Origin of the sequence: Pseudomonas sp. St290 (assembly GCF_018325805.1) — a bacterium.
Taxonomy (GTDB): Bacteria; Pseudomonadota; Gammaproteobacteria; order Pseudomonadales; family Pseudomonadaceae; genus Aquipseudomonas; species Aquipseudomonas bijieensis.
In genome coordinates, this window is sequence record NZ_AP014703.1 from 3732535 (window position 1) to 3755651 (window position 23117).

23 protein-coding genes are annotated in these 23117 nt (G+C 61.2%); 7 read left to right on the plus strand and 16 right to left on the minus strand.

What is annotated here, in order from left to right:
- Window positions 1-47: 47 nt before the first annotated feature.
- The 3 genes from PBDP_RS16235 to PBDP_RS16245 all read right to left on the minus strand — a co-directional run bounded on the left by PBDP_RS16235 (window position 48) and on the right by PBDP_RS16245 (window position 3905).
- Complete coding sequence (locus PBDP_RS16235; protein ID WP_212800940.1) at window positions 48-1151, minus strand: polyamine ABC transporter substrate-binding protein; 1104 nt, start codon at window positions 1149-1151, stop codon at window positions 48-50.
- Window positions 1152-1190: 39 nt separating this feature from the next.
- A complete protein-coding gene (locus PBDP_RS16240) occupies window positions 1191-2528 on the minus strand; it encodes an alginate export family protein (RefSeq protein WP_212800941.1) in 1338 nt (445 codons plus the stop codon).
- Window positions 2529-2645: 117 nt separating this feature from the next.
- Complete coding sequence (locus PBDP_RS16245) at window positions 2646-3905, minus strand: serine hydrolase domain-containing protein (protein WP_212800942.1); 1260 nt, start codon at window positions 3903-3905, stop codon at window positions 2646-2648.
- 309 nt (window positions 3906-4214) lie between these two features.
- Between PBDP_RS16245 and PBDP_RS16250 the strand changes: the two genes are divergently transcribed.
- The gene (locus tag PBDP_RS16250) at window positions 4215-5318 is read left to right on the plus strand and encodes a sigma-54 interaction domain-containing protein (RefSeq protein ID WP_109752977.1); all 1104 of its coding nucleotides are present in this window, start codon (window positions 4215-4217) and stop codon (window positions 5316-5318) included.
- Window positions 5319-5380: 62 nt separating this feature from the next.
- Here PBDP_RS16250 and PBDP_RS16255 read toward each other — a convergent pair whose 3' ends face one another.
- The 7 genes from PBDP_RS16255 to msuE form a co-directional block, all read right to left on the minus strand.
- On the minus strand, window positions 5381-6706 hold the full coding sequence (locus tag PBDP_RS16255) for an ABC transporter substrate-binding protein (protein WP_109752978.1): 1326 nt from the start codon (window positions 6704-6706) through the stop codon (window positions 5381-5383).
- Window positions 6707-6778: 72 nt separating this feature from the next.
- Window positions 6779-7846: a branched-chain amino acid ABC transporter permease gene (locus PBDP_RS16260; protein WP_116832562.1), complete on the minus strand. Its 1068-nt coding sequence runs from the start codon at window positions 7844-7846 to the stop codon at window positions 6779-6781.
- A gap of 11 nt (window positions 7847-7857) precedes the next feature.
- Window positions 7858-8739, minus strand: coding sequence for a branched-chain amino acid ABC transporter permease (locus PBDP_RS16265; RefSeq protein WP_109752980.1), 882 nt, complete (start codon window positions 8737-8739; stop codon window positions 7858-7860).
- Window positions 8740-8806: 67 nt separating this feature from the next.
- Window positions 8807-9589, minus strand: a complete 783-nt coding sequence (locus tag PBDP_RS16270; RefSeq protein ID WP_109752981.1) for an ABC transporter ATP-binding protein — start codon at window positions 9587-9589, stop codon at window positions 8807-8809.
- Between the two features lie 13 nt (window positions 9590-9602).
- A complete protein-coding gene (locus tag PBDP_RS16275; RefSeq protein ID WP_212800943.1) occupies window positions 9603-10763 on the minus strand; it encodes an AMP-binding protein in 1161 nt (386 codons plus the stop codon).
- Between the two features lie 14 nt (window positions 10764-10777).
- Window positions 10778-11875 carry a dimethylsulfone monooxygenase SfnG gene (gene sfnG, locus PBDP_RS16280; RefSeq protein WP_109752983.1) on the minus strand — a complete coding sequence of 366 codons (1098 nt, stop codon included), beginning with the start codon at window positions 11873-11875 and terminating at the stop codon, window positions 10778-10780.
- Window positions 11876-11914: 39 nt separating this feature from the next.
- Window positions 11915-12478 carry an FMN reductase gene (msuE, locus tag PBDP_RS16285; RefSeq protein WP_109752984.1) on the minus strand — a complete coding sequence of 188 codons (564 nt, stop codon included), beginning with the start codon at window positions 12476-12478 and terminating at the stop codon, window positions 11915-11917.
- Between the two features lie 377 nt (window positions 12479-12855).
- On the opposite strand from msuE, the gene PBDP_RS16290 reads away from it, so the two are divergent.
- From PBDP_RS16290 to PBDP_RS16305, 4 genes are all read left to right on the plus strand, one after another.
- Window positions 12856-14100, plus strand: a complete 1245-nt coding sequence (locus PBDP_RS16290; RefSeq protein WP_109752985.1) for an acyl-CoA dehydrogenase family protein — start codon at window positions 12856-12858, stop codon at window positions 14098-14100.
- Window positions 14101-14433: 333 nt separating this feature from the next.
- Window positions 14434-15204: a class I SAM-dependent methyltransferase gene (locus PBDP_RS16295; RefSeq protein WP_109752986.1), complete on the plus strand. Its 771-nt coding sequence runs from the start codon at window positions 14434-14436 to the stop codon at window positions 15202-15204.
- Window positions 15205-15294: 90 nt separating this feature from the next.
- Window positions 15295-16020 carry a CPBP family intramembrane glutamic endopeptidase gene (locus PBDP_RS16300; protein WP_249411789.1) on the plus strand — a complete coding sequence of 242 codons (726 nt, stop codon included), beginning with the start codon at window positions 15295-15297 and terminating at the stop codon, window positions 16018-16020.
- 57 nt (window positions 16021-16077) lie between these two features.
- Window positions 16078-16455, plus strand: a complete 378-nt coding sequence (locus tag PBDP_RS16305) for a hypothetical protein (RefSeq protein ID WP_109752988.1) — start codon at window positions 16078-16080, stop codon at window positions 16453-16455.
- A 176-nt stretch (window positions 16456-16631) separates the two neighbouring features.
- On the opposite strand, the gene PBDP_RS16310 is transcribed toward PBDP_RS16305, so the two are convergent.
- The 4 genes from PBDP_RS16310 to PBDP_RS16325 all read right to left on the minus strand — a co-directional run bounded on the left by PBDP_RS16310 (window position 16632) and on the right by PBDP_RS16325 (window position 20311).
- Window positions 16632-17327 carry a tRNA (adenine(22)-N(1))-methyltransferase gene (locus tag PBDP_RS16310; protein WP_109752989.1) on the minus strand — a complete coding sequence of 232 codons (696 nt, stop codon included), beginning with the start codon at window positions 17325-17327 and terminating at the stop codon, window positions 16632-16634.
- A 15-nt stretch (window positions 17328-17342) separates the two neighbouring features.
- Window positions 17343-18269 (minus strand): Gfo/Idh/MocA family protein, encoded by a 927-nt coding sequence (locus tag PBDP_RS16315; RefSeq protein ID WP_212800944.1) that lies wholly within the window; start codon window positions 18267-18269, stop codon window positions 17343-17345.
- A 131-nt stretch (window positions 18270-18400) separates the two neighbouring features.
- Window positions 18401-19195: a DeoR/GlpR family DNA-binding transcription regulator gene (locus tag PBDP_RS16320; protein WP_109752991.1), complete on the minus strand. Its 795-nt coding sequence runs from the start codon at window positions 19193-19195 to the stop codon at window positions 18401-18403.
- Between the two features lie 108 nt (window positions 19196-19303).
- Window positions 19304-20311 carry an aldo/keto reductase gene (locus PBDP_RS16325; RefSeq protein WP_212800945.1) on the minus strand — a complete coding sequence of 336 codons (1008 nt, stop codon included), beginning with the start codon at window positions 20309-20311 and terminating at the stop codon, window positions 19304-19306.
- A 92-nt stretch (window positions 20312-20403) separates the two neighbouring features.
- Here PBDP_RS16325 and PBDP_RS16330 point away from each other — a divergent pair, with 92 nt between their 5' ends.
- Window positions 20404-21306 (plus strand): LysR family transcriptional regulator, encoded by a 903-nt coding sequence (locus PBDP_RS16330; protein ID WP_212800946.1) that lies wholly within the window; start codon window positions 20404-20406, stop codon window positions 21304-21306.
- A 105-nt stretch (window positions 21307-21411) separates the two neighbouring features.
- Here the strand turns inward: PBDP_RS16330 and PBDP_RS16335 are convergent, their stop codons facing one another.
- Window positions 21412-21753, minus strand: coding sequence for a YajG family lipoprotein (locus PBDP_RS16335; RefSeq protein ID WP_109753375.1), 342 nt, complete (start codon window positions 21751-21753; stop codon window positions 21412-21414).
- Between the two features lie 149 nt (window positions 21754-21902).
- Here PBDP_RS16335 and PBDP_RS16340 point away from each other — a divergent pair, with 149 nt between their 5' ends.
- On the plus strand, window positions 21903-22139 hold the full coding sequence (locus tag PBDP_RS16340; protein ID WP_116834230.1) for a hypothetical protein: 237 nt from the start codon (window positions 21903-21905) through the stop codon (window positions 22137-22139).
- Here PBDP_RS16340 and PBDP_RS16345 read toward each other — a convergent pair.
- Window positions 22136-23014: a hypothetical protein gene (locus PBDP_RS16345; protein WP_212800947.1), complete on the minus strand. Its 879-nt coding sequence runs from the start codon at window positions 23012-23014 to the stop codon at window positions 22136-22138. The two genes, PBDP_RS16340 and PBDP_RS16345, sit on opposite strands and share 4 nt — an antisense overlap.
- Window positions 23015-23117 lie beyond the last annotated feature (103 nt).

A 23117-nucleotide genomic window follows, 5' to 3' on the forward strand; every position in this document is an offset into this window, starting at 1 on the left:
GTCACCCACCGATACGGACCCGGCGCCGCAGCGCCGGGTCACGCTGATCACTGATGGGTCTTGATGCTGATCCAGGTACGGGTGCGGATCCGTTCCACAGCGGCGGGTACTGGCTCCAACGCGAACAAGGTCTTGCGCGCCTCGTCCGGCACATACATGGCGGGGTTGTTGCGAATTTCAGCATTGACCAACGCCGTGGCGTCCTTGTTCGGGTTGGGGTAACCGATCTTGTTGCTGATCCGGGCAATGACATCCGAACGCAAGATGTAGTTGATGAACGCGTAGGCCTCCGTAGCATGGGGCGCATTGGTGGGTACCATCATGACGTCCGACCACATCGGTGCGCCCTCCTTGGGCAGCGCCATTTCCACCTTGACTCCCTTCCCAGCGTCTTCAGCCAGTCGCTTGGCCAACGCCACGCCGCCCGACCAGCCCACCCCTACGCAGATCTCGCCGTTGGCCAGGTCCATGCCGTAGCGTGACGAATTGAAATAGGTGATGTAGGGGCGAACCTTGAGCATGGCCGCCTGCGCCTTCGGGTAGTCCTCACGTTTCTGACTATTGGGGTCCAGCCCTTCGTAGTGCAAGGCAATGGGTACGATCTCGTTGGCGGCGTCGAGCAGACCCACGCCGCAACTGGCCAGCTTGACCATGTTCTCCTCCTTGAACAGGATGTCCCAGGTGTTCATTTGCACATCCGCGCCGAGCACCTGCCGAACCTTGTCGACGTTGTAGCCGATCAGGGTCGTGCCCCACAGATACGGCGCCGCATAACGGTTGCCTGGATCGCCTACCGCTTCCAGGGACTTCATGAACTCGGGATCCAGATGCTGCCAGTTCGGCAACTGGCTGCGATCCAGGGGCTGCACGGCACCGGCGGCAATCAGGTGACTGACGTTGGAACTGCTCGGGTAGACCACGTCATACCCGGAGTTGCCGGTCAGGAGCTTGGACTCCAAGGTCTCGACGCTATCGAAGACGTCGTAGATGGGACGGATGCCCGTTTCCTCCTGGAAACTCTTGAGGATTTCCGGCGGCAGGTACTCGATCCAATTGTAGATTCGCACCGTCCGCTCTTCGGCCAGGCTCGCACCACTGATCAGCATCGAAACAACAGCGCCCAGCAAGGTGTTACGCAAAAACGTACTCATGATCAAACACTCCAGCGCGGCCGCGAAGGCTCGCGGCACTTAATAGCGGTAGGTGAAGTAGAGTTCCAGCGCGCTGAATTTCCGGTCGTCGCCGAAGACCTGCTTGGCCGCTGCCATGGGCTTGACCCAGTTATAGGACAGTGAGGTGGACAGCGACTTCGACGCTGCCCAATCGAGGAAGACTACACTCTCGTCGGCAAAACGCCGGTCGCTGACGGCGGTACCCATGTAGTTTTTTTCGTCGAGCCAGAACTGGTAGTGAATCGCACCGAGGGTGAGGGTTTCGTTGAGGTGGGTCTTGAGCGAGAACTGTTGGACGTTTTCGTTGCTGTTGAACAGCAGGTAGTTGCCGACGACATCGCCGATCAGCCAGGTGCTCCAGTCGACGAAGCCCTTGCTCAACGGATCCCAGGCTTTCTGGCGGTTGTCCGTGAGGTTGTCGTCGCCGGAAAAACTCGCGTAGCGGTAGCCAATGACCGGGGTCAGCGGCAGCGTGCTGAAGGTGTAATCGGCCTGGCCGTACCAGGCCTCGGCATCGTAGTCCACGCCTTCGCCACTGCCTCGCTCCAGGGCATATTCGGCGTTGAGGGTCAGGTCCGGGAGACCCGGCAGCTTGGCGTTCAAGGCCCGCACGTTGTACACCAGCATGCCATCACGGCGGCGCGGTAACGTACTGCCCTTGGGTCCCATGGCCTTGACCTTCAACACCGTGGCCCCGAGCGTCACCTGGTCGTCGAGGTTGTAGTCCAGGTTCGCGCCGCTCATGCGAAAGTCCCCCAGGTCGCTGTCGGTTCCCAGGCTGAAGCCCTGGACTTTCAGCGCGCCATGGTCCCAGGCGACCACCGCCGAATCCTTGAAGGCGGTACGCGGGGCGAGCCAATAGGCGCCGTCGTTCAACTGGTCGAGGTTGCCATCCATCACGATGAAACCGTTGCCGATCATGTAGTTCTGGCGACCGCCCGTCACCGTCCACTCCCCTGCGCGGAAACCGCCATAGAACTCTTCGGTCGACACCTTGCCATCGGAGCTGCGGGTGAAGCCACCGGCATCGCCATCACCGAAGGTGGTCGCCCCCACCAGTGAGCCGCCGGCCAGCAGGCTGAAATCCGGCTGCACGGCGTATTCCAACTTGACGCCTGGCTTGACGTAGAACTCCTGCCAGTCGATTTTCGTGCCGCGATTCTTGCCGCTGCGCATATCCACCACGCCGCCGCCAAAGTTGACGTTGCGGGTAGAGAGGATGGCGCCACCGGCACTCAAGTTGACCTCACCCTTGAGGTTGCCCTCCTCGAAGGTGTAGCCCGCCCATGCAGCCTGGGCGGTCAAGGGTAACCCGAGCATGAGGAACGTTCGGGACAAACGCGTCATGGAAACCATATGGAGCTCCTGTGTGATTATTGTTGTTACAGGGCAGTGAAAGGCGCGCAAAACCGCGCCAACACCTGGCTAGGCCAGGTGAGCGGAACGCAAGACTCTTGTGGTTATCGGATGAAGTCAGGGCGTCAGGTGCGCTGCGATGGCACGCAGCATGCGCACGCTGTCGCCGTCGAATGGGCTGACGGCATCGTCCAGGGACGACTGCTTGACGATCACCACGCCGGACGGTTTGTCGATGAACAGGTATTGGCCATGGATGCCACCGGCCATGAGCGCTTGGCTGTGGTCGTTGAAGACATACCACTGGCTGCGGTAGGACGCACCAGGGGTCCAGCTCGAGAAGTCGGGGGATGCGGCGTAGATCGCCGGATCGGCCCCGGCGGCGATACCGGCGAGCGCCTCGGCCGAGAGCAGTTGTCGCCCGTCCCGGCGACCATCGTTGGCCAGCAGGCGACCGAAACGCGCCATGTCACGCAAGGTCGCACTGAACCCGGCACCGGCTACGCTGCGCCCCCAGGGGTCGGCCAGGAAATAGCCGTCACGCTCACAGCCCAACTGGCTCCAGACTGCCTGCAGCAACTGGTGGCAAGCCTTGCCAGAGGCCCGCTCCATGACCCAGGCCAACGCCTCGGTGGTGGCCGTCACGTAATGGAAAAAGCCACCGTGACTGCCGCGTTTGCGCAGTGAAGGCAAGTACTGGTACAGGGATTCGAACGTCGTGTACTGCGCCGGTGCCGGCTGGAAACCGCAGGCGTAACCGTATTGGGAACTCTCTGAATCCGGATCCTCATAGACTTCGCTGTAATCGACGGCTACCGCCATGTCGAACAGCTGGCGCACGGTCGCATCGCCGAACGCGCTGCCCGCCAGCTCCGATACGTAGTGTGCGGCCGTCAGCGTCGGGTCCAGCAGGCCTTCGCAGACCAATTGCTCGCCCAACGCCCCGATCAGCGACTTGGTCACCGAGAACATGATGTGCCGGTCCCGGGGACGCTGGCCGTTGAAGTAGCGCTCGAACAGTACGGTGTCGCCCTTGAGGACCAGGAAAGCATCGGTCTGGCTGGCGATCAGGTGGTCGATCACGCTGATGCTCAAGCCACACTCGCTGTCGAAGTGCAGCTCATCCAGCGGCTGGAGCGCCTGCTTGAAGGCGCTGACCGGCCCGGTGCCGGCCTGCACGTCGATGGAAGGACGCAAGCGGGCCAGGTTGCGGAAGCCCCATTGGTTGAACGGCGGGCTCATCCAGTTGTGCCAGGTGACGCGGCGGTGGGGTTCGGCGGGAAAACCTTGCATGAGCGAAGGCGCCGCGTGGGTGTCAGACGACTCGTGAGTCTCGACGTAAAGACAGGCCAATGAAGGCGCGGTGTTCTGATTCATCGGGTTGCCCCTGCGAAATGACTCTGCGTGAAAGCAGATGCAGGGAAATAATTACCCGATGTTATTTTTTAGTCAATAAAACTTTTTACCGTACCTTCGATTGATTGCCATTATCGCTACCAGGGCTATCAGTCCAGCGTTGCATCCTTGCGGACATAGCCCTAAGCAAATAACTAAAGGTTATTTGTTTTATATTTTTTAGATCATTTAAATTACAGCATAAGCCCAATGGCTTCCTGCGGTGTTGTCATCAAGGAGCGATGGCACGCCCAACTTCAGTCACGGCAATCTCATTAACGGGCCACCGTCATGCAGCTTCTAACGCTACCTCCCTCCCCTGGCCTTGCCACTTCCATTCGTGCCACGGCCCAGGTCTTCGAAGACCCCACCTCCCGCGCTTTGCTGGCTCACCTGCAACAAGTAGCGCCCAGTGACGCCAGCGTGCTGATCATCGGCCAGACCGGAACCGGCAAGGAACTGGTGGCGCGCCACGTGCACAACCTCAGCGCTCGTCGCCACAAGCCGTTCGTTGCAGTCAACTGCGGCGCGTTTTCCGAGACCCTGGTGGAGGCCGAGCTGTTCGGCCATGAAAAAGGCGCCTTTACCGGTGCGCTGACGGCCAAGGCCGGTTGGTTCGAGGAAGCGGACGGCGGGACGTTGTTCCTGGATGAAATCGGTGATTTGCCGTTGCCGATCCAGGTCAAGCTGCTCCGGGTGCTACAAGAGCGCGAGGTGGTCCGGCTGGGTTCGCGCAAGAGCATCAAGATCAATGTGCGCGTGCTGGCGGCCACCAACGTGCAGCTGGAAAAAGCCATCAATGCCGGGCACTTTCGCGAAGACCTCTATTACCGCCTGAACGTGGTCAGCCTGGTGCTCAAGCCCTTGCGCGAACGCCCCGGTGACATCCTGCCGCTGATACGCCACTTCATTACGGAGTACAGCCGCCGGCTCGGGCACGGCGAAGTGACGCTGGATGCCCAGGCCCAGCGCAAATTGCTCGACTATTCGTGGCCGGGGAATATCCGCGAGCTGGAAAACGTCATCCACCACACACTGCTGATTTGCCGCCACAACGTGATCGGCGCGCAGGACTTGCATCTGTCGAACTTTCGTATCGAACGCCAGGACAACCCACCGCAATCTACGCCTCAAAGTGCGGAGGAGCTGTTGCACAAAGCCTTTGAGAAACTGCTCGAGCAGGAGCATGGCGATTTGTATGAAAAGGTCGAGGCCGAGCTGTTGCGCGCGGCCTATCGATATGCCAACTGCAACCAAGTCCACACCGCCAGCCTGTTGGGCCTGAGCCGAAACGTCACGCGAACGTTGCTGATCAGGATTGGCGAGCTGGTGGTCAATCGACGCCGCCCGGCACTGAGCACGCAGGATGGCCAGGTGATCAATCTGTCGACCTGAGCTACCAGGGGTTCCGTGGCGAGGGAGCAAGCTCCCTTGCCACAAAACTATGCGACGGGTACTCAGGACTCCTTGCTGCAATCGCGTGGGGTAATGCCTTTTTCCCGGGCGTACTGGTGCGAAGACGCTTCGATGATCGGCCGCAGCAAGGCGCGGTCGGCCTGCACCCAGTCACTGATCAGCTTCCACTGGCTGCCGTCCCATTGCTGGAAGCGCACCGCGCCCCCGCCTTCATGGTCCGAGCACGACAACTGCAACGGCTGCACCAGGCCCAGCGCCCCCAGTTCCTTGAGTCGGGCGTCGTCGAGCTTGAGGTTCTCGAACCCCCAGCGCACCTGTTCACCGGTCAGCGGCTGCTTGCCGAACTTCTGCTGGGCAATGCGCACCGCCTCGACGTTGAGGATGCCGTTGACCACGCCGAGGTTGTAATACACCGTGCCGAATCGCTTGGGATCGGCCAGGTCGCCCTGGCCGGCGTCGACCACTTGTTTCTTGATGCCCTGCAACACCGGGAAATCGGTGCCCGAGGGGTGCGTGGTGATGGCGATGAAGCCCTTGGCCGCGGCACCTGCCGGCGCGGCGTCATCTTCGGAGTTGCTCCAGATATTGCCGATGATATGGTCCGCCGGGAACCCGACCTTCTGCGCGGTTTTCAGCGCCACCGGGTTCATTACCCCCCAACCGCGCAAGATCACCCAGTCGGGTTTTTCCCGACGGATATTCAGCCATTGCGACTGCTGTTCGTTGCCCGGGTGCGGCACCTCCAGCAGGGTCAGCGTAAAGCCGTACTTGTCGGCCAGGGTTTGCAGGACCTCATTGGTTTCCTTGCCGTAGGGCGAACCGTGATACAGGGTGACGATCTTCAAGCCCTTGAGCTTGTCCAGCCCGCCGGCGCGCTGGCCGATGTAGTTGATGATCGCCGACACTTCCGAATAGGGGTTCAACTGCAACGGGAAGACGTAGGGAAACACGCTGCCATCGGTGGAATCCGTGCGCCCGTGGTTGATGGTGATCAGCGGCAGCTTGTCGGCCGTCGAGCGTTCCAGCGTGGCATAGGCAATACCCACCGACAGCGGGTTGGTGGCCGCCGCTGGTGCGCCGTTCAAGCCTTTCTTCAGGCGTTCGTAGCACTCCACGCCTTTCTCGACCACGTATTCGGTTTCGCACTCGCTCCAGGTCAGCTTGACGCCGTTCACGCCGCCGTTGGCGTTGACGTACTTGAGGTAGTCGATGAAGCCGCCGAAAAAACCCGTGCCACCGGCCGCATAAGGGCCGACGCGATAGCTTTGCAGCGGGAAGTATTGTTCGTTGTCCGCCTGGACAGTGAAGGCCGCGGCGGTGAGGCTCAGGGCCAGCGCCAGGCTGCTGGCGAATGATCGTTTGAACATCGGATTTTCCTTGTTATGAAGCCATGGATGAGCCAACAAAATGGAACTGCAAACCCGCGTTGTGCGGTTCGCTCAGTAGCGCAACGGCCACAGCCGTGCGCGCTGGCGAAATCTCTGCCAGAGGCGCGCAAGGCCCTCTGGTTCCTTGATCAGAAACAGGATGATCAGGGCGCCGAATATCATCTTCTGCAGGTTTTCCACCTGGCCGGCGTCCACCAGTCCGCCGGGCAGCAGCGACACGAGGTTCGAGAGCAACACCGGAAACAGCACGATGAAGGCCGCGCCGAGAAAGTTGCCCAGCAGGCTGCCGAGGCCACCGATAATGATGATGAACAGGATCTGGAACGAGCGATTGAGGTCGAAGCCATGGGGCTCCACCGTCCCCAGGTAAGCGAAGGCCCAGAGCGCGCCAGCCACTCCGAGGAAAAAGCCACTGATGGCGAACGCCAGCAGCTTGGTTTTCGCCAATGGAATACCGATCACCGCTGCGGCGGTGTCCATGTCGCGCACCGCCATCCAGTTGCGCCCCAGCTCGCTGCGCACCAGGTTCTTGCCCAGCCAGAACAGCGCCACCACCACGCCCAAGGTCAACAGATAGCGGCCGGCCGGCGCATCCAGGTTGACGCCGAAGACTTCCAGGCGCGGCGCGCTGATCACGCCCGAGGCGCTGTTGTTGGAAAACCAACTGAAGCGGGTCAGCGCCCAGGTCACGAAGAACTGCGCCGCCAGGGTCGAGACCAGCAGGTAGAAACCTTTGATGCGCAGGCTCGGCAGGCCGAACAGCAATGCCACCAGCGCTGCCGTCAAGCCACCCAGGGCAATGCTGACCAGCAACGGCAAGCCGGCGACCCGCACTTCGAGGTTGTAGGTGGCAAAGGCCCCCACCGCCATGAACGCCGCCGAACCGAGGGACAACTGCCCGGCATAACCGGTGAGCAAATTGAGCCCCAACCCGGCCAGGGACAGCACCAGGAACGGAATCAGGATCGCGCTGAACCAGTAGTCATTGCCCAGCCAGGGCACCACGACGAAGGCAAACAGCAGCAACGCAGCCAGCCCGTGACGGTCCTGGCGCAGCGCGAAGACCCGACGGTCCTGGGCATAACGAGTGTTGAACTGGCCTGCTTCTCGATAAAACATGATGCGCTCCCCTAAACCCGTTCGATCGCCCGCTCGCCAAACAGTCCCGCCGGACGCACCAGCAGAAACAGCAGCGCCAGCACGTAGGGAAACCAGTTCTCGATGCCACTGCCGATGAAGGGCCCGAGGTAAACCTCCGCCAGCTTCTCCGACGCACCAATGATCAAGCCGCCGACAATCGCGCCGCTGATGGAGGTGAAGCCGCCGATGATCAACACTGGCAAGGCCTTGAGCACCACCAGCGAGAGCGAGAACTGCACGCCCAGGCGAGCGCCCCAGAGCAGGCCGGCGACCAGCCCGACAAACCCCGCCACCGCCCAGACCACCACCCAGACCCGTTGCAAGCGAATGCCCACGGCCAGCGCTGCCAATGGATCATCGGCCACCGCCCGCAACGACAGCCCGAGCCGAGTCTTGTTGAACAGCCAGGACAACAGCAACACCAGGAACGCCGCCGTCAACGCGGCAAAAATGTCGAACTGCGACAGCAACATCCCGCCCAGTTCCAGCGGTTCGTCGCTGATGCCCAGTTCCAGCCCGTGCACCTGGGTGCCCCACAGCGCCTGGGCGAAGCCTTCGATGACGTAGGACAGCCCAAGGGTGGCCATGAACAGCGTGATCGGCGAGCGGTTGACCAACGGGCGCAGCACCACGCGCTCCACCGCCACGGCGATCAGCACCATGGCCGCCAGGCTGATGACGAACGCCAGCCAGAACGGCACACCGCGTTCCAGCAGGCTGACGAAAGTCAGCGCCGAGAACAGCACCATCGCGCCCTGGGCGAAATTGAACACACCGGAGGCCTTGTAGATCAGTACAAAACCGATGGCCACCAGGGCATACATCACCCCCGCCAACAACCCGCCAATCAATACTTCAAAGAAAAATTCCATAGCTGTTCCTGTTCTGCGGGCGCAACTTGCCTGCCCTCCCTGGCGGGAAGGCGTCGAATGTCAGGTGTCAGTGGCGAGTGCCCAGGTAGGCCGAAATGACCTCGGGGTTCTGCCGTACGTCTTCGGGCGAGCCGTCGCCGATCTTGCGACCGTAATCGAGCACCACCACGTGATCGCTGATGTCCATGACCACCCCGATGTCGTGTTCGATCAACACCACGGTGGTGCCCAGTTCTCGATTGATATCGACGATGAAGCGACTCATCTGCTGTTTCTCGTCGGCGTTCATCCCAGCCATGGGCTCGTCCAGCAACAGCAGCCGAGGCTCCGCCGCCAGCGCCCGGCCCAACTCGACCCGTTTCTGCAAGCCATAGGGCAACGTACCCACCACCGCATCGCGCCAGGGCTGCAAGTGCAGGAACGCGATGACGCGTTCAGCCGCTTCGCGCTGGATATCATCCTCGGCCCGGGCGCGACCGATGCGCAGCGCTTGCTCGACCCAGCTGCTGCGACGCTTGAGGTTGCGTCCGGTGAGCACGTTGTCGAGCACGCTCATGCCTTTGAACAGCGCAATGTTCTGGAATGTCCGGGCGATGCCGCGTACCGCCACATCGTGGGGGCGCATCCGGCGCCGCTCCTGTCGATCGAAACGGATGCGCCCGTCCTGGGCGTGGTACACACCGCTGATGACATTGAGCAGCGAACTCTTGCCGGCACCGTTGGGGCCGATCAAGGCGCAGATCTCACCAGTGGCAACGCGAAAGCTGATGTCCGTGACCGCCTTGACGCCTTTGAATGACAGTGAAATATGTTCCAGCTCCAGCAAATGCGTGGCGGCCGTCTGCGTCATGGGGTGTTTCCTCTCAGGCCGGTTGCGACTGGAGCCCGGTCCAGTCAGGGTTGATTTGCTTCACAAGGTTCGTCGGCGCTTCCCAGTGGGCTGTATCGCCCCACTGGCGAACCCGAATACCCAACGCCTGGAAAAACGCCTGGGTCTCGGGCGGCAAGGCATCCCCCACCAGCAACGGCGCGCGAGTCCGGGAAAAACCCAGCACATCACGCAAGGGCCGACGAACCAGCCAGTCACCCAGCTGCCTTTGCAGGAGCCCCGGCTGGGCCGCCAACGCCCAATCCACCAGCCGGCGCGACCAACTGCCCGACTCCGGCAAACGCTCCAGCGCATAACGGTACAAGCGCTCGTAGGTTTCACGCGTCCCGGCTACCAATGTCGGGCCCAGCTCGCGGCGGTCGCGATCACGGGTCGCCAGGTTCTCCGGAAAGTTCAGGCGAAAACCGGCGATCAACCACGGCGCCAGCAAATAGCGGGCTTGTCCGCCCGAGGCGAACGCCCGTGCGGCCAATGCCTCTTCTTGCCGTCCCAGGCCTTCACGCGTCACCAACCGCTGGCCCTCCTGCAGCAGCTCGGCGTGGCTGACGCGCTGCTCTTCAATTGCCTGCCCCGCCCCGCGATAAAAGACAAACGCTGTTTGCAGCACTTGCCCTTGCGGTGCCAGTTCGTCGGTGGGCCGCTCGGCAACCAACGCGGCGTAATCCAGCGCTTGCGCCAATGGCATCGAATCCGACAAGCCACGCTTGTCGAGGTAAACCAGCACGCTCGGGTTCACCTGCGCCGCACGCAGACGCAGCATTTCTTCCAAGCCCTCGACCAGAACGAAATCCGGCTGCAATGTGCCGAGCAGTTGCACCTGTTCGGCCCGTGCCTCCAACGGGTCGAACAGGCTCGCCACGCCACCCAGCCACTGCGCAGCCAATGCCGCAAGCAATGCCTGCGGCCTGGGTCGGCTGATGATCGTCAGGCTCGCCCCCGTGGAAAAACCGCGGGCTTGCAGGGCCCTCGCCAAACGGCGCACCTCGTCGGCCACGAGCCCCCAGGTCCACTCCTGCCAGACACCCAGGTGCTTGTGGCGCAGCGCGACATCCGCGCCATGCCGCTGCGCCTGTTGCTGCAGCCACTGGGGCAAGCTGGCTGGTAGCGCAACGGCGGTGTCGGTGAAGGTGCCCATGCTGCCTCCCGCGCCTAAGCGACTGCCGCCGTTTTGGCTGCCGCTTTGCGCTGCTCCAGCTCACGCACCAGCGGCAGGACCTTGCGACCGAAATACTCGACTTCTTCCTGAAAATGCAGGAAACCTGCGAGCACCAGATCAACCCCCACGGCCTTGAGCGCGACGATGCGTTCGGCGATCTGCTGCGGCGTGCCGATCAGGTTGGTCTTGAAGCCGTCGTTGTACTGCACCAGGTCCTCGAAGCTGGACTTGGCCCAGTTGCCTTCACCTTCCGGGCTGGACTTGCCGGCTTGTTTCGCCGCATCGCCGAAGGCATTGACCGCTTCGGGGTCGGCCTGGTCGATGATCTGGGCAAGGACCGCACGCGCCTCCTCTTCGGTGTCGCGGGCGATGACGAACGCGTTCACTCCGACCTTGACCTTGTGGTTATTGGCCGCGGCCTTGGCCTGGATGTCGTCGACCTGGGCCTTGATCCCCTCGACGGTATTGCCATTGGTGAAATACCAGTCGGAGACACGGGCGGCCATGTCCCGGGCGGCACGTGAGCTACCGCCCTGGAAGATTTCCGGGTGCTGCTGCAACGGCTTTGGCTTGAGGGTGTAGTCATGGAAGCGGTAGAAGTCACCGCGAAAGGTAAAGTTGTCGGTGGTCCAGATACCCTTGAGCGCGGTGATGAACTCTTCGGAACGGCGATAGCGCTCATCGTGCTCCAGCCACGGCTCGCCAATGGCCGTGAACTCGCCCTTGAACCAGCCCGACACGATGTTGACCGCGACCCGGCCGCCGGTCAGCTGATCGATGGTTGCGATCTGCTTGGCCAACACCGACGGCGTCCATGGTCCCGGCAACACCGCCGCAATGACTTTCAGCCGCGTGGTGGCGGCCAGCAAGGCATGACTGAACGCCACGGACTCATGCTGGTATTCGGCGCCGTAACCGGCGGTAAAGCGTACCTGGGACAAGGCGTAGTCGAAACCGGCCGCTTCAGCGATCTGGGCCAGCTTGCGGTTGTAGTCGATGCCCCAGTCGGTGCGCTGCTCGATTTTGCTGACCACCAGCCCGCCGCTGACGTTGGGCACCCAGTAGGCAAATTTGATCGTGTCCTGGCTCATTGCATGTACTCCACGGCTCGTTTTGAAAGAAGAAATTGGTCAAGCGGCGCTGGCGTCGCGTCGGGCGCTCGGGACCAGGCTCAGCAACGCCGACTCGACGGCGCGCTCGATACGCTCCAGCACCTGTGGGCTGGAGATCCGGTAGTGAGTGAAATCGGTTTCGCTGGCATAGACCCCCACCGGCAGGCTGAGGGCCTGGAAAAAGCCAAACAGCGGCCGCAACTGGTGATCGATGATCAAGGCATGGCGATCCGAGCCCCCCGTCGCGGCCAACAGCACCGGCACGTTCTTGAGGGCTTCGTGATGAACGAAATCGAACAGATGCTTGAACAGGCCGGTGTACGAGGCCCGATAGACAGGGCTTGCGGCAATCAGCAAATCGGCCGATTCAATGGCCTGCAAATCATCCTGCACGGCAGCCGGCAACGCCTCGCGACGCAGAACCCCGGCGAACTGTGGACCGACCTTGGCCAGCTCGATCAAGCGCAGCTCGATCGGCAGTTGCTGCCCGAGCCGCTCCACCAACGCCTGGAGCAGGACCAGTGTGCGTGACGGGTGCTGCACGCTGCCTGACACCGCCACCACTTTGAATTGCTTGCTCATCGCTTACCCCATGCCTGGAGACGCCACCTCAGCGTCTGCACAAGGGATAGAGCAGCAACCGTGCCATCTAGATATCTCCTTAATAATCAATTGATTAGAAGAACAGCCCAATCACTTCGCTGTCGCTCGACGGACAAGCTGTTGATCCACTGTTGGCTGGCGAACATCCGCTGCGTCGAGGTTCGTGGCAACAACTGTTGCCCGGCACACAGTTGCGCAACAGATTGTCCGCAGCAAGGGCAGCTCTTTCGTTGATGAACCCAGTTCAAGCCCCGTATTCACGGGCGTTTGGCCTCGGGCATGGACTGTGCAATGGCCACTGGCAACGGCAGGTTTCTCCCCTGCCCGCCTACTCGTCAGTAAGAAGGAACATCGCCATGACCGCACAGCAACAACACCTGCCACCGATTCTTTCCACCGGCACCGACTATGAGCCCCTGGCCGAACGCTTTCGGCCGATCTTTGCGCGCATCCAGGCCGGCGCCTTGGAGCGTGAGCAGACGCGTAGCCTGCCCTTCGAACAGGTGAAATGGCTGAAGGAAGCAGGCTTTGGTGCCATCCGCGTACCAGTCGAATATGGCGGCGCCGGGGCCTCGTTGCCGCAGCTGTTGCAACTGCTGATCGAGCTGGCCGAAGCCGATTCCAACCTGCCCCAGGCGCTGCGCGGGCACTTTGCATTTGTCGAGGACCGCCTCAATGCCCACGCCAGCAGCCCACAGGACCTATGGTTCAAGCGCTTCGTCGAGGGGGATCTGGTGGGCAATGCCTGGACTGAAGTCGGCGCCGTGAAAATCGGTGAAGTGGTTACCCGGGTTTCCCGGCAAGGCGATCAATGGGTCGTCAACGGCACCAAGTACTACAGCACCGGCAGTATCTTCGCCGACTGGATCGACGTGTATGCCCAGCGCGACGACAATGGTGCCGACGTGATTGCCGCCGTGCGCGTGCACCAGCCGGGCGTCAAGCAAAGCGACGACTGGGACGGCTTTGGCCAACGCACCACCGGCAGCGGGACGTCGTTGTTCGAGAATGCACTGGTCGAGGCGGAAAACCTCATCGACTTCTCTACCCGTTTCAAATACCAGACTGCGTTCTATCAACTGGTCTTGCTCGCCGTGCTGACCGGCGCCGGCCGCGCCGCGGTCCACGACATCACCGAACAAGTGCGCAAACGCACACGGATTTTCAGCACCGGCAATGCCAGCGCAGTGAGCCAGGACGTGCAGGTGCAGCAAGTGATCGGCAAGGCTTCGGCCCAGGTCTATGCCGCCGAAGCCACCGCCCTGCGAGCCGCGAGCGCCTCCCAGCGCGCCTATGAAAGCCGCTTCAGTCAGAACGCCGAGACCGAACACACCGCCAACATCGCCGCCGAACTGGAGTCGGCCCAGGCCCAGGTGGTCATCTCCGACCTGGTACTACGCGCCACCAGCGACCTGTTCAATGCCCTTGGCGCCTCGGCCACCAGCACCAGCAAGGCCCTCGACCGCCACTGGCGCAACGCCCGCACCGCGGCTTCGCACAATCCGTTGATCTACAAGGAGCGCATTATTGGTGATTGGGAAATCAATGGGACGGAGCCGCCGTATGTCTGGCAGATTGGCGGGGGGTCGAAGCAGCTTTGAGTAGGTAGGTTGGTGTATATCCATTGCTGCGGTAACGGAGGGTCAGTTGGCTGATGATATCGGCTGTGCTGACGTCTTCGCGAGCAACTCGCTCCCACAGGTTTTGTGTTGCGTCCAGAGACTGTGAACGCCCGTAAATCCATGTGAGAGCGAGCCTGCCAGTTAAAAACTGTTACCTATGTGCGTGAACTGATTTGTAACCCATGTGGGTGAGTCAAGCCATCTGCCCCAACGCAAGCGCGTGAGACCAAGCCCAAAAAAGGATCAACTAGCTGACGACCTGAACACACCGCATAATCCATCTACCCCCATCCACCCGAAGGGTCGCTGAAGATGACAGTTATCCATAAGGCCGCTCAGATAGGATACTCAGCAGAAGCCGGCACCTATACCCAAGGTCGCCCAGACTACCCAAGCGAAATACAGGCATGGCTCAGCAGTACACTGCAAATCAGCCCAGGATCGACAGTCATTGAGCTAGGAGCCGGTACCGGTAAGTTCACTCGCCTGCTGGACTCAATGACGATCAATACCATCGCCATCGAACCGGTCGAGGCGATGCGAATCGAGTTTGCCAAACATTTACCGAACGCCAGGATTCTGGAAGGAACGGCCGAATCCATTCCCCTTGAGGCAGGGGCAGCGCAGGCGCTCGTATGCGCCCAGGCTTTCCACTGGTTCGCGAATGAAACCGCGCTCCAGGAGATTCACCGAGTACTCAAACCGGGCGGCCGACTCGGCCTGATCTGGAACGTGCGTGATGAGTCAGTGGACTGGGTGGCCGACATCACTAAAATCATCACCCCCTTCGAAGGCGATACCCCACGCTTTCATACTGGAAACTGGCGACGCCCCTTCAACGGACGTTACTTCTCGGAGCCCGAACTGACCTGTTTTAGTTACACCCACGCAGGCAGCCCCGAGACGGTCATCCTGGATCGCTTTCTGTCGGTGAGCTTCATCGCAGCGCTGCCTGACGCAGGGAAAAAACAGGTAGCGGATCAACTACTGGCCTTGATTCAAAACCATCCGGCGCTACGCGGGCGCAAGCACATTGAGTTCCCTTATCAGACCCACGCTTATTCATGTCGACGCCTGGATTGAATCACGACGCCATCAACTCAGCGGGAACTCGTACCTGACGCCCTCAAAATACTGGCATCATGCTTTTTTCCTTGCACTCATGGAGTGACTGTGACGAATCTTTGTGCTGCCCCTGAGTTTGCTCCCGCTGCCACTTTATCGCCCTACCGCTTCTTTCCCCGGCTCGGGATGTTTGTGCTTGCGACCCTGATAGTCTTCCTGGCAGCAGTGCCCGAGGTCCTTTTCGTACCCGCAGACATGCAGGCCTACCTGACGTTCACCACCACCTCCGGTATTACCGCGCTCGTTCTCCTCGCCCTTTTCGCCTGGCAGTACCGCTCCGATGCGCGTGCTCAATGGCGTGGTCACTGCATAGGCAAACCGCTCAAGTGGGGTGCGCTTGGCATCATTGGGTCCTACCTGCTTTTCGGGGTTGCCATCCTCGTGCTGGGGCTGCCGCGAGAAGTGTTCATGGCCGAGCTTCTGGACGGACTCAACAATTGGCAGGCCACACTCAAGATCGCCTCGCTGATCGTACTGCCGCCCATCGCCGAAGAGCTGTTTTTCCGTCATTACATGTTGCGACTGTTTCCCTACGAGAACAGCCGTGCCTGGACATGGATCGCGATCATCGTCACCTCAGCCGTCTTCGCCGGCATGCACATCCAATACGGGAATTGGATAACTGTCGTGTTGATCTTCGCCTGTGGAAGCGTGTTCGCCGTCGCCAGAGTGGTCAGCGGTGGCCTGCTGGTGCCGGTGCTCCTGCATTCGCTGGCCGAAATTGTCGCGCTGACCACTGACAAGTCTTTCGCCCTGATGGGGCTTTACGGTTGAGTCAGCCAAAGGCGAGGCTATGATTCACGAACCTCAGCACTTCAAACAAGGGCAATAATGAACACTCACATAGCGGGCCTCGGACTGCTTGCCTTGACGCTCCCCTTCCTGTGCGCCCCCGTCCAGGCCTCGACTTGGCAGATCTGTCACATGGAGCTGCGTATCGTCGAGGTGCTGAAACAACCCTATCCGCAGCTCCAGGCGCAGATTGTGAAAGTCACGCCGAAGTCCTCCTCGGTGGAGTGTCCAGTGCAAGGCTCGTCGCTCACCTTCACCCCGGAAACCCCGGACTACCAAGCCACGCTCCCCCGCCGACAATGGCCCGCGAAAGGACAGTCGGTACAGGTCGACTACCGCTATCTGGATGGCATCTGTAAAGGCGACGGCCACTCACATCCGTGTCGCATCAAGCACTACCCGGTAGTGGGTCGATAGACGGGCAGCCGAAGAACGCGATATTTCTCAGATCCGTGAAGTCACTGATGCCCCCATCGCGAGCAGGCTCGCTCCCACAGGGAATTGCGGGTGTTCACAGCATTCCGGCTCACCACAGAACCTCTTGTGGGAGCGAGCCTGCTCGCGATGACGTCGGCACATCCACCTCAATCAACTCAAGCCAACAGCTCAGTGATCCACCGGACCTGCCGCGCAACGTCCTGCAGTTTCTCTTCCGGCACGGCTTGCCGCGCCTTGGCGAAGCTGGTGAGGGTCTTTTGCTTCTGGTGCAGCAGGCGCTGCCACTTGGCCAGGAAGGTTGGGGTGCGGGCTTGCATCTGCAGCGGGCCGAAGTACAGCTGTTCGGCGGTGTACGTCACCGGCCCGGCGCGCTCGGCGACGATGATTTCGTAGTAGAAGCGGTTTTCCCGCAGCACCTCCTCGCAGAGGATGCGGTAGTCGTTTTCCATCAGCCATTGGCGCAGTGGCTGCTCACCGCCGTTGGGTTGCAGGATCAGCCGCTCCTGCCCGCTCAACCGCGCTTTGCCGCTGTCCAGGATGTCGCGGATCGTCTCGCCGCCCATGCCACAGAGGCTGATCGCCGTGATCCCGTCTTCCGGCTCGATCGCCGCCAGGCCATTGGCAAGGCGTACGCTGATCTGCCGCTCCAAGTCACTCTCGCCCACGGTGCGTTCGGCGGCGCGAAACGGTGTCAACGCCACCTCGCCGGCCACCGCCGCCGTGATGACGCCACGGCGCAGCAAGGCCACCGGCAAGTAGGCGTGATCCGAGCCAATGTCGGCCAGGCGCGCACCTGCCGGCATATGCGCCGCGACACGCTCCAGGCGCATGGACAATGTCTGTTCGTTCAACTGCGGTTCCTTGGTTTAATCGTAGAACGGCTCGACCGCCGTCCGGCTGCCGACAAAGAAGCTGTCCGCGACCAACCGCAACGGCTGCAGGTCCATGTCACTGGTTTTATCGGCAATCAGTTGCTGGAAATGTCGATACACCGCAGCGTATTCACCTTCCTCGGATACGGCCTGGCGTACGCCGTCGATGCTCAACAGTGCACCACCGTTGTCCAGGCGCAGGACGCCTTCGGCGCAGCGAATCTCGATGCTCCAGAGTTCGTCATGACCATGGTCGAAATCGAATTCCGCACGGATATCGAGGTGGCGCGCGTCGGCCATCTTGATGCTGGCGGCAATCGGCGACTGGCAGTTATTCGGTACGCGCAACTCGGCGGATTCCACGAACAGCGGCAGCGCCAACAGATGGGTCACAATCGACAAGGCATTGATGCCGGGATCGAAGACGCCCAAGCCACCGGGTTGCCAGATCCACGCCTGGCCGGGGTGCCACTTGCGCACGTCTTCCTTCCAGTCGATCTGCACGCTGTGCAAGGTGCGACTCGCCAGCCAGTCACAGGCGGCTTCGATGCCCGGGGCGTAGCGCGAATGCCAGGCGAACAGGCCGCTGACGCCTTGCTCGCGGACCTGCTCCACCAACGCCATGGCTTCCCCCAGGGTGGCGCACGGCGGCTTTTCCACCAGGACATGCTTGCCCGCCGCCAGTGCCTGTTGCACCAGGGCGAAGCGACCTTGTGGCGGCGTGCAGAACGCAATCGCGTCGACCTGCGGAGCGTTCTCGAGCAACTCGCCCAGGGACCGGAAATTCTCCACTCCGGGGCAAGGCTGCCCTTGCGTGGCGACCGCTACCAGTTGGAACGCGGGGTTGGCGTGGATAGCTGGAACGTGTTGATCCTGGGCAATCTTGCCGTAGCCCACCAGACCGAGACGAATCGGTTGCATCGATGACTCCTGATTTTTGTACTTGTGATCGGGCAGCAAACTAGACGCAAATCGTCCGGCGGACAATGGGGATCGGGCAGTATCCATGCGATTGTCCTGCGCAATTTGGCCACAGCGGTGCGGCAAAGACGTCAGGTCCGTCGCTGTTCACGGGCCGCCGTCACGACGTTGGTCACCCGGCCGAAGAAGGGCTCCAGTCGTTCACGCGGCGCGTCGTGCTCCACCACCAGGGTGGCGACTTCTTCGCAGGAGGCCACCTGGTAATGGGCTACGCTGGACAGCTTTTCATTGGTCACCGCCGCGATCACTTGCCCACTTGCCGCGACCACCGCGCGCTTGAACTCGGCGTCATCCAGGCCGAACGCAGTAACGCCATTGTCCGGATCGATGGCGCAGGCGCCGAGGACACACACGTCGAAACTGAATTGGCGCAATTGCTGGACAGCCGTCAGCCCGATCACACCACCCGCGTTTGGACTCAAGCGGCCACCCAGCAGGATGACCTCGGCGCGGGGCAGCTTCATCAACTGAACCGCAATCAGCGGCGAATTGGTGGTGAGGGTCAACGGAAGTTGCGGATCGATGGCGCAGGCCACCGCCAGGTTGGTTGAGCCGACGTCAATGAAGACGTGTTGGCCCGCGCGCAGCAGCGCAGCGGCCGCCTGGCCGAGACTGCCCTTGCGCGCCGGGTCTTTGCGCACGCGTACGTCCAACGGCCCTTCGACAGCTGGCAAGAGTATTGCGCCGCCATAAACGCGCTTGCACACCCCCGCCGCCGCCAATGCGCCCAGGTCACGCCGTATCGAGTGCTCGGATACATTGAATTCGCTGGCAAGGTCGGCCGCGATCACCCGGCCATACCGGGCAAGACGCTGGCTGATCAATTGCTGGCGTTCGCCGGGGAACGTTTCGTGAGGAGAAGTCATGACATCACAACCTGCATAAACGAGCACTAATGATCACAAACGAGCAAATAGTGCCGGTTATGCAGCGAGGCGTCAAACCTGCTCAACCAAGCGGTTGCACGATGAAGGTCAAGCGCCCCCTGGGACATTCGTGCCCATGCCCGAGGGCAGGAAAGGTTGAATCTCGTCAATTTCCTCGGCGCTGAGGCGCAGCTGTGAACCGGCAACCAACCCATCGACCTGCGCGGGGCGGCGGGCACCGACGATGGCACCGGTGACCACTGGTTTGCGCAACACCCAGGCGATGGCGACTGCCGCCGCGCTCACCCCGTGCCGTTCACCAATACCGGCCAAGACCTCGACCAGCGCCAGGTTCGCGCTCAAGCGAGGCTCCTGGAAGTCCGCACTTCGGGCCTTGCGCCAATCGTCGTCAGGCAATTGGGCGATGCGCTCGCGCGTCATGCTGCCGGAAAGCAGCCCCGATTGAAGGGTGGAATAGGCCAGGACACCCATTGCGGCCTGCTCGCAAAAGGGCAGGACGGCGTCCTCGATGTCCCGCATCAAGGCGGAATAAGGCGGTTGGAGTGACACGATCTCGGTCACCGCCCGCGCACGCTCGAGTTGCGCAACGTCGAAATTGGAGACGCCGATAGCACGAATTTTCCCCTGTTCACGGGCGGTGGCCAACGCTGAAAGCGCGCTCTCGATCCCTTCACTGTTGCCATCGGCAGGAAAGGCCGGCCAGTGGATCTGATAAAGATCGATGGTTTCGACTTGAAGCCGGCGCAAGCTCGCATCGACCTCGGCGAGCAGCGACTGGGGCGCCAGCGAGTGCGAGATCGCCTTGGTGACCGGGTCCCAGACCAGGCTGCCCTTGGTGAACACCAACGGACGCCGCGAAGCCGGCACCCGACGCAACAGTTGCCCGACCAATTGCTCGGCATGGCCCAAGCCATAAACCGCCGCCGTGTCGATCCAGTTCACACCGCGCTCGACGGCATATTCAAGGGCGCCCAGGCTGTCCTCGTCGTCCTGCGCGCCCCAGCTGTATTCCCAACCGGTACCAGCAATCGCCCAGGTTCCCAGGCCAATGGGCGAAATCCGTAAATCCGATGATCCAAGGCGATTCTTTTGCATAGCGAGTTCTCCACAGATGATGTGGACAGTATCGGCGAGCGATCTTACGACGATAAGATGGGCAATCCCGCTTGAACTAATGAACAGGATTCATGAATAAGCACCCTGATCTTTCCGAACTGGACGCCTTTGCGGCCGTCGCTCGCCATCGCAGTTTTCGCAAGGCCGCCGACGAGCGTGGCGTTTCGGCCTCAGCGTTGAGTCATGCGCTGCGGGCACTGGAAGCACGCCTGGGTGTCAGGCTGCTCAACCGCACCACGCGTAGCGTGACTCCGACCGAGGCCGGTCACCAACTGCTGGCAACGCTGGGCCCTACCCTGCAACAGGTTGCCGATGCACTGGCGCAGTTGACCTCGATGCAGGAAGTGCCCGCCGGCAAGCTTCGCCTCAACGTGGCGCGTCCGGCGGCGCGGGCGGTATTTGCGAAGGTGCTCGCGCCATTCGTGGCCAGGTATCCCCGTATTCAACTGGACCTGGTCACCGATGATGGCTTGACCGACATCGTGGACGAGGGGTTTGACGCGGGCGTGCGCTTTGGCGAAAGCCTGGCCGGCGACATGATCGCGGTCCCTGTCGGCCCTCCTCAATCGTTCGTGACCGTCGCTTCACAGGCTTACCTGGGCACAAAGGGCATCGTCCAGGCTCCACGGGACTTGCTCGACCATGCCTGTATCGCCCGGCGTTTTCCCAGCGGCAAACTCTATGCCTGGGAGTATCAGGCGGATGGGCAACCGATCCGCTTGTCCGTCACCGGTCCGCTCATTCTTGAAGACGATGGGCTGATGATCCAGGCAGCAAAAGATGGCGCCGGGATTGCCTACGTCTACGAGGAACTGGTGCGCGATGACATCCGCAATGGGCAGCTCACGGAACTGCTTGCGCAGTGGAAAGCCCCACCAAGCCGTTTTTTTCTTTATTACCCCAGCCGCCGCCATGTGCCACCGGCCCTCAAAGCGCTCATCGAATTCATTCGGGCGGATGATTGGCGAACCTGAAACCAGCAGACAAAAAAAGCCCCGCGACCGAATGCGGTGCGGGGCAAGGGAATTGGTTGGTTGCGGCCAACCAAAGGAGCACGGTAAAAAACGTTTACGGGCCGGTCAGATGCATTCCTGTGCAGCGCGTTCAAAACTCGAGGGCAGGAGGTTGGAGGCCAGCAAATGCCGCTCGTAGATGAATACCTTGCCGCCGCTGCCGGCCTTGTAGGCTTCCAGCACGTTGTCCGCCGCGACTTTGCTCGGCACCACGATGCGATAGCTGCGCTGGGTTTGCGAGACCATCGGGTTCAAGGCACTGCCCTGCAATTTCGGTACGACGCATTCAGCGTATTGGGCCGGCGTCTTGCTGGTCTGCAAGGTCAGGGTCGGGTCGTTTGGCGCCGAGGCACAACCGGCCAGCAACAACGGGGAAAACGCCAGGGGAAGCAAAAATAAACGGCGCATGGTCGGGTCCTGAAAATAAAATAGTGAGCTGCGTGTTCGATGGCGCTGATTTTCCAATGATTGCCGGCAAAGCAGAACTTGCATTTGGTAATGGTCACTATTACTCCTAGCAATAGTTGCAAGCCGAGAACGATTGATGAGGTATGGCCATGAGAACATTTGATCTGATTCGCGACGCGGTATTGCCCGACTTCCGTGAGCGGGTGGCTGATTACCTGATCCAGTACGAAAGCGTGTTGTTGAGCAGCACCGAACCCGACCCGGAGCTCAAGCGGGACACGGCCAATCAACTGCGCGGTTATTTGCGCGGGTTGAACACCACTCGGGTATTAGGCATGGCGGATTGGGAGGAACTGGATCGGCGGGTGGTGGATACGTGGCTTTAGCGCCCGGCTGGATGCGCCCTGCTCACCAAACGTTGCACCCACGCCGCATCCTGGTCATTGACCACCCCATAGCGGTTCGGCGGTAGAAAATTCCAGTGATGGGCGGCCTCTTCCAAGCGCTTGAGCTCATCGGCAGACATCCAGTACGGCGTATCCACCAATGGCATCGGCGCACCGTCGAAACGCCGGCCCAGCTGCAGGTTCGTGCCGGGGGCGAAAGCAATCGCCAGTTGCCGCTGGGGTTGCAGCAGCTTGTCCGGTGCCGGCATTTGCCCTACCCGCCCGTAGCTGAAGTCGCCCGGATACTGCTCCTTGAGCACCAGCCAGTGTCCCGCCGCCGTCTTGGCCAGGATCCACTGCGACACACCGCTGTCTTGCACGCATTTCAACTTGTCGTTGGACCACTGCATGAGGGTGTTGCATTCCGGATCATAGTCGTTGGACCACAGGCTGATGCCGGAGACCAGGGTATGGTGTTCAAGCTCGACCACCCCTTGATCGGGCATCGATTGCCAATAACGCTTGGTCGGGTCGCGCTTATCGCGCAGGAAGTTGTGCAGGATCCACGCAGCCATGAACAGCAAGGTGGCAAGCACGAGCCAACCAAGGGAGGCCCCGGCGATCCGGTCGAGGTCGACGCCTGAGGCGGATAATCCTTGATGGACCAGCAGCCCCAGCAAAAACACGATGCCCGGCAACACTGGGCCCAGGCACAACGGTGGCACCAGCACCTCGATCCAGCTGAAGCGATGCATGGTCGCACGCTCGCGCGCCCAGGCCTGTTCCTGAGCGAGCATCGGCGCCTGCTCCCGGGGGCCGATGCCAGGGTCGGGGGTCTGGAAGCGCATGTACAGGGTGTAAGTGTCATCGCTCATGGATCGGATCATGCCCTTGAAATCATCATGGTCGAGCAACCCTTCGGGACGCCCTTTGACGCTGGAACACGCGTATTATCCGGGTAACCAGGCGCCATGTAGA

What these genes read in the sequence shown, in the direction of transcription:
- PBDP_RS16235 (WP_212800940.1), bottom strand. Translation starts at nt 1,151, where the DNA reads ATGAGTACGTTTTTGCGTAACACCTTGCTGGGCGCTGTTGTTTCGATG.
- PBDP_RS16240 (WP_212800941.1), bottom strand. Translation starts at nt 2,528, where the DNA reads ATGGTTTCCATGACGCGTTTGTCCCGAACGTTCCTCATGCTCGGGTTA.
- PBDP_RS16245 (WP_212800942.1), bottom strand. Translation starts at nt 3,905, where the DNA reads ATGAATCAGAACACCGCGCCTTCATTGGCCTGTCTTTACGTCGAGACT.
- PBDP_RS16250 (WP_109752977.1), top strand. Translation starts at nt 4,215, where the DNA reads ATGCAGCTTCTAACGCTACCTCCCTCCCCTGGCCTTGCCACTTCCATT.
- PBDP_RS16255 (WP_109752978.1), bottom strand. Translation starts at nt 6,706, where the DNA reads ATGTTCAAACGATCATTCGCCAGCAGCCTGGCGCTGGCCCTGAGCCTC.
- PBDP_RS16260 (WP_116832562.1), bottom strand. Translation starts at nt 7,846, where the DNA reads ATGTTTTATCGAGAAGCAGGCCAGTTCAACACTCGTTATGCCCAGGAC.
- PBDP_RS16265 (WP_109752980.1), bottom strand. Translation starts at nt 8,739, where the DNA reads ATGGAATTTTTCTTTGAAGTATTGATTGGCGGGTTGTTGGCGGGGGTG.
- PBDP_RS16270 (WP_109752981.1), bottom strand. Translation starts at nt 9,589, where the DNA reads ATGACGCAGACGGCCGCCACGCATTTGCTGGAGCTGGAACATATTTCA.
- PBDP_RS16275 (WP_212800943.1), bottom strand. Translation starts at nt 10,763, where the DNA reads ATGGGCACCTTCACCGACACCGCCGTTGCGCTACCAGCCAGCTTGCCC.
- sfnG (WP_109752983.1), bottom strand. Translation starts at nt 11,875, where the DNA reads ATGAGCCAGGACACGATCAAATTTGCCTACTGGGTGCCCAACGTCAGC.
- msuE (WP_109752984.1), bottom strand. Translation starts at nt 12,478, where the DNA reads ATGAGCAAGCAATTCAAAGTGGTGGCGGTGTCAGGCAGCGTGCAGCAC.
- PBDP_RS16290 (WP_109752985.1), top strand. Translation starts at nt 12,856, where the DNA reads ATGACCGCACAGCAACAACACCTGCCACCGATTCTTTCCACCGGCACC.
- PBDP_RS16295 (WP_109752986.1), top strand. Translation starts at nt 14,434, where the DNA reads ATGACAGTTATCCATAAGGCCGCTCAGATAGGATACTCAGCAGAAGCC.
- PBDP_RS16305 (WP_109752988.1), top strand. Translation starts at nt 16,078, where the DNA reads ATGAACACTCACATAGCGGGCCTCGGACTGCTTGCCTTGACGCTCCCC.
- PBDP_RS16315 (WP_212800944.1), bottom strand. Translation starts at nt 18,269, where the DNA reads ATGCAACCGATTCGTCTCGGTCTGGTGGGCTACGGCAAGATTGCCCAG.
- PBDP_RS16320 (WP_109752991.1), bottom strand. Translation starts at nt 19,195, where the DNA reads ATGACTTCTCCTCACGAAACGTTCCCCGGCGAACGCCAGCAATTGATC.
- PBDP_RS16325 (WP_212800945.1), bottom strand. Translation starts at nt 20,311, where the DNA reads ATGCAAAAGAATCGCCTTGGATCATCGGATTTACGGATTTCGCCCATT.
- PBDP_RS16330 (WP_212800946.1), top strand. Translation starts at nt 20,404, where the DNA reads ATGAATAAGCACCCTGATCTTTCCGAACTGGACGCCTTTGCGGCCGTC.
- PBDP_RS16335 (WP_109753375.1), bottom strand. Translation starts at nt 21,753, where the DNA reads ATGCGCCGTTTATTTTTGCTTCCCCTGGCGTTTTCCCCGTTGTTGCTG.
- PBDP_RS16340 (WP_116834230.1), top strand. Translation starts at nt 21,903, where the DNA reads ATGAGAACATTTGATCTGATTCGCGACGCGGTATTGCCCGACTTCCGT.
- PBDP_RS16345 (WP_212800947.1), bottom strand. Translation starts at nt 23,014, where the DNA reads ATGAGCGATGACACTTACACCCTGTACATGCGCTTCCAGACCCCCGAC.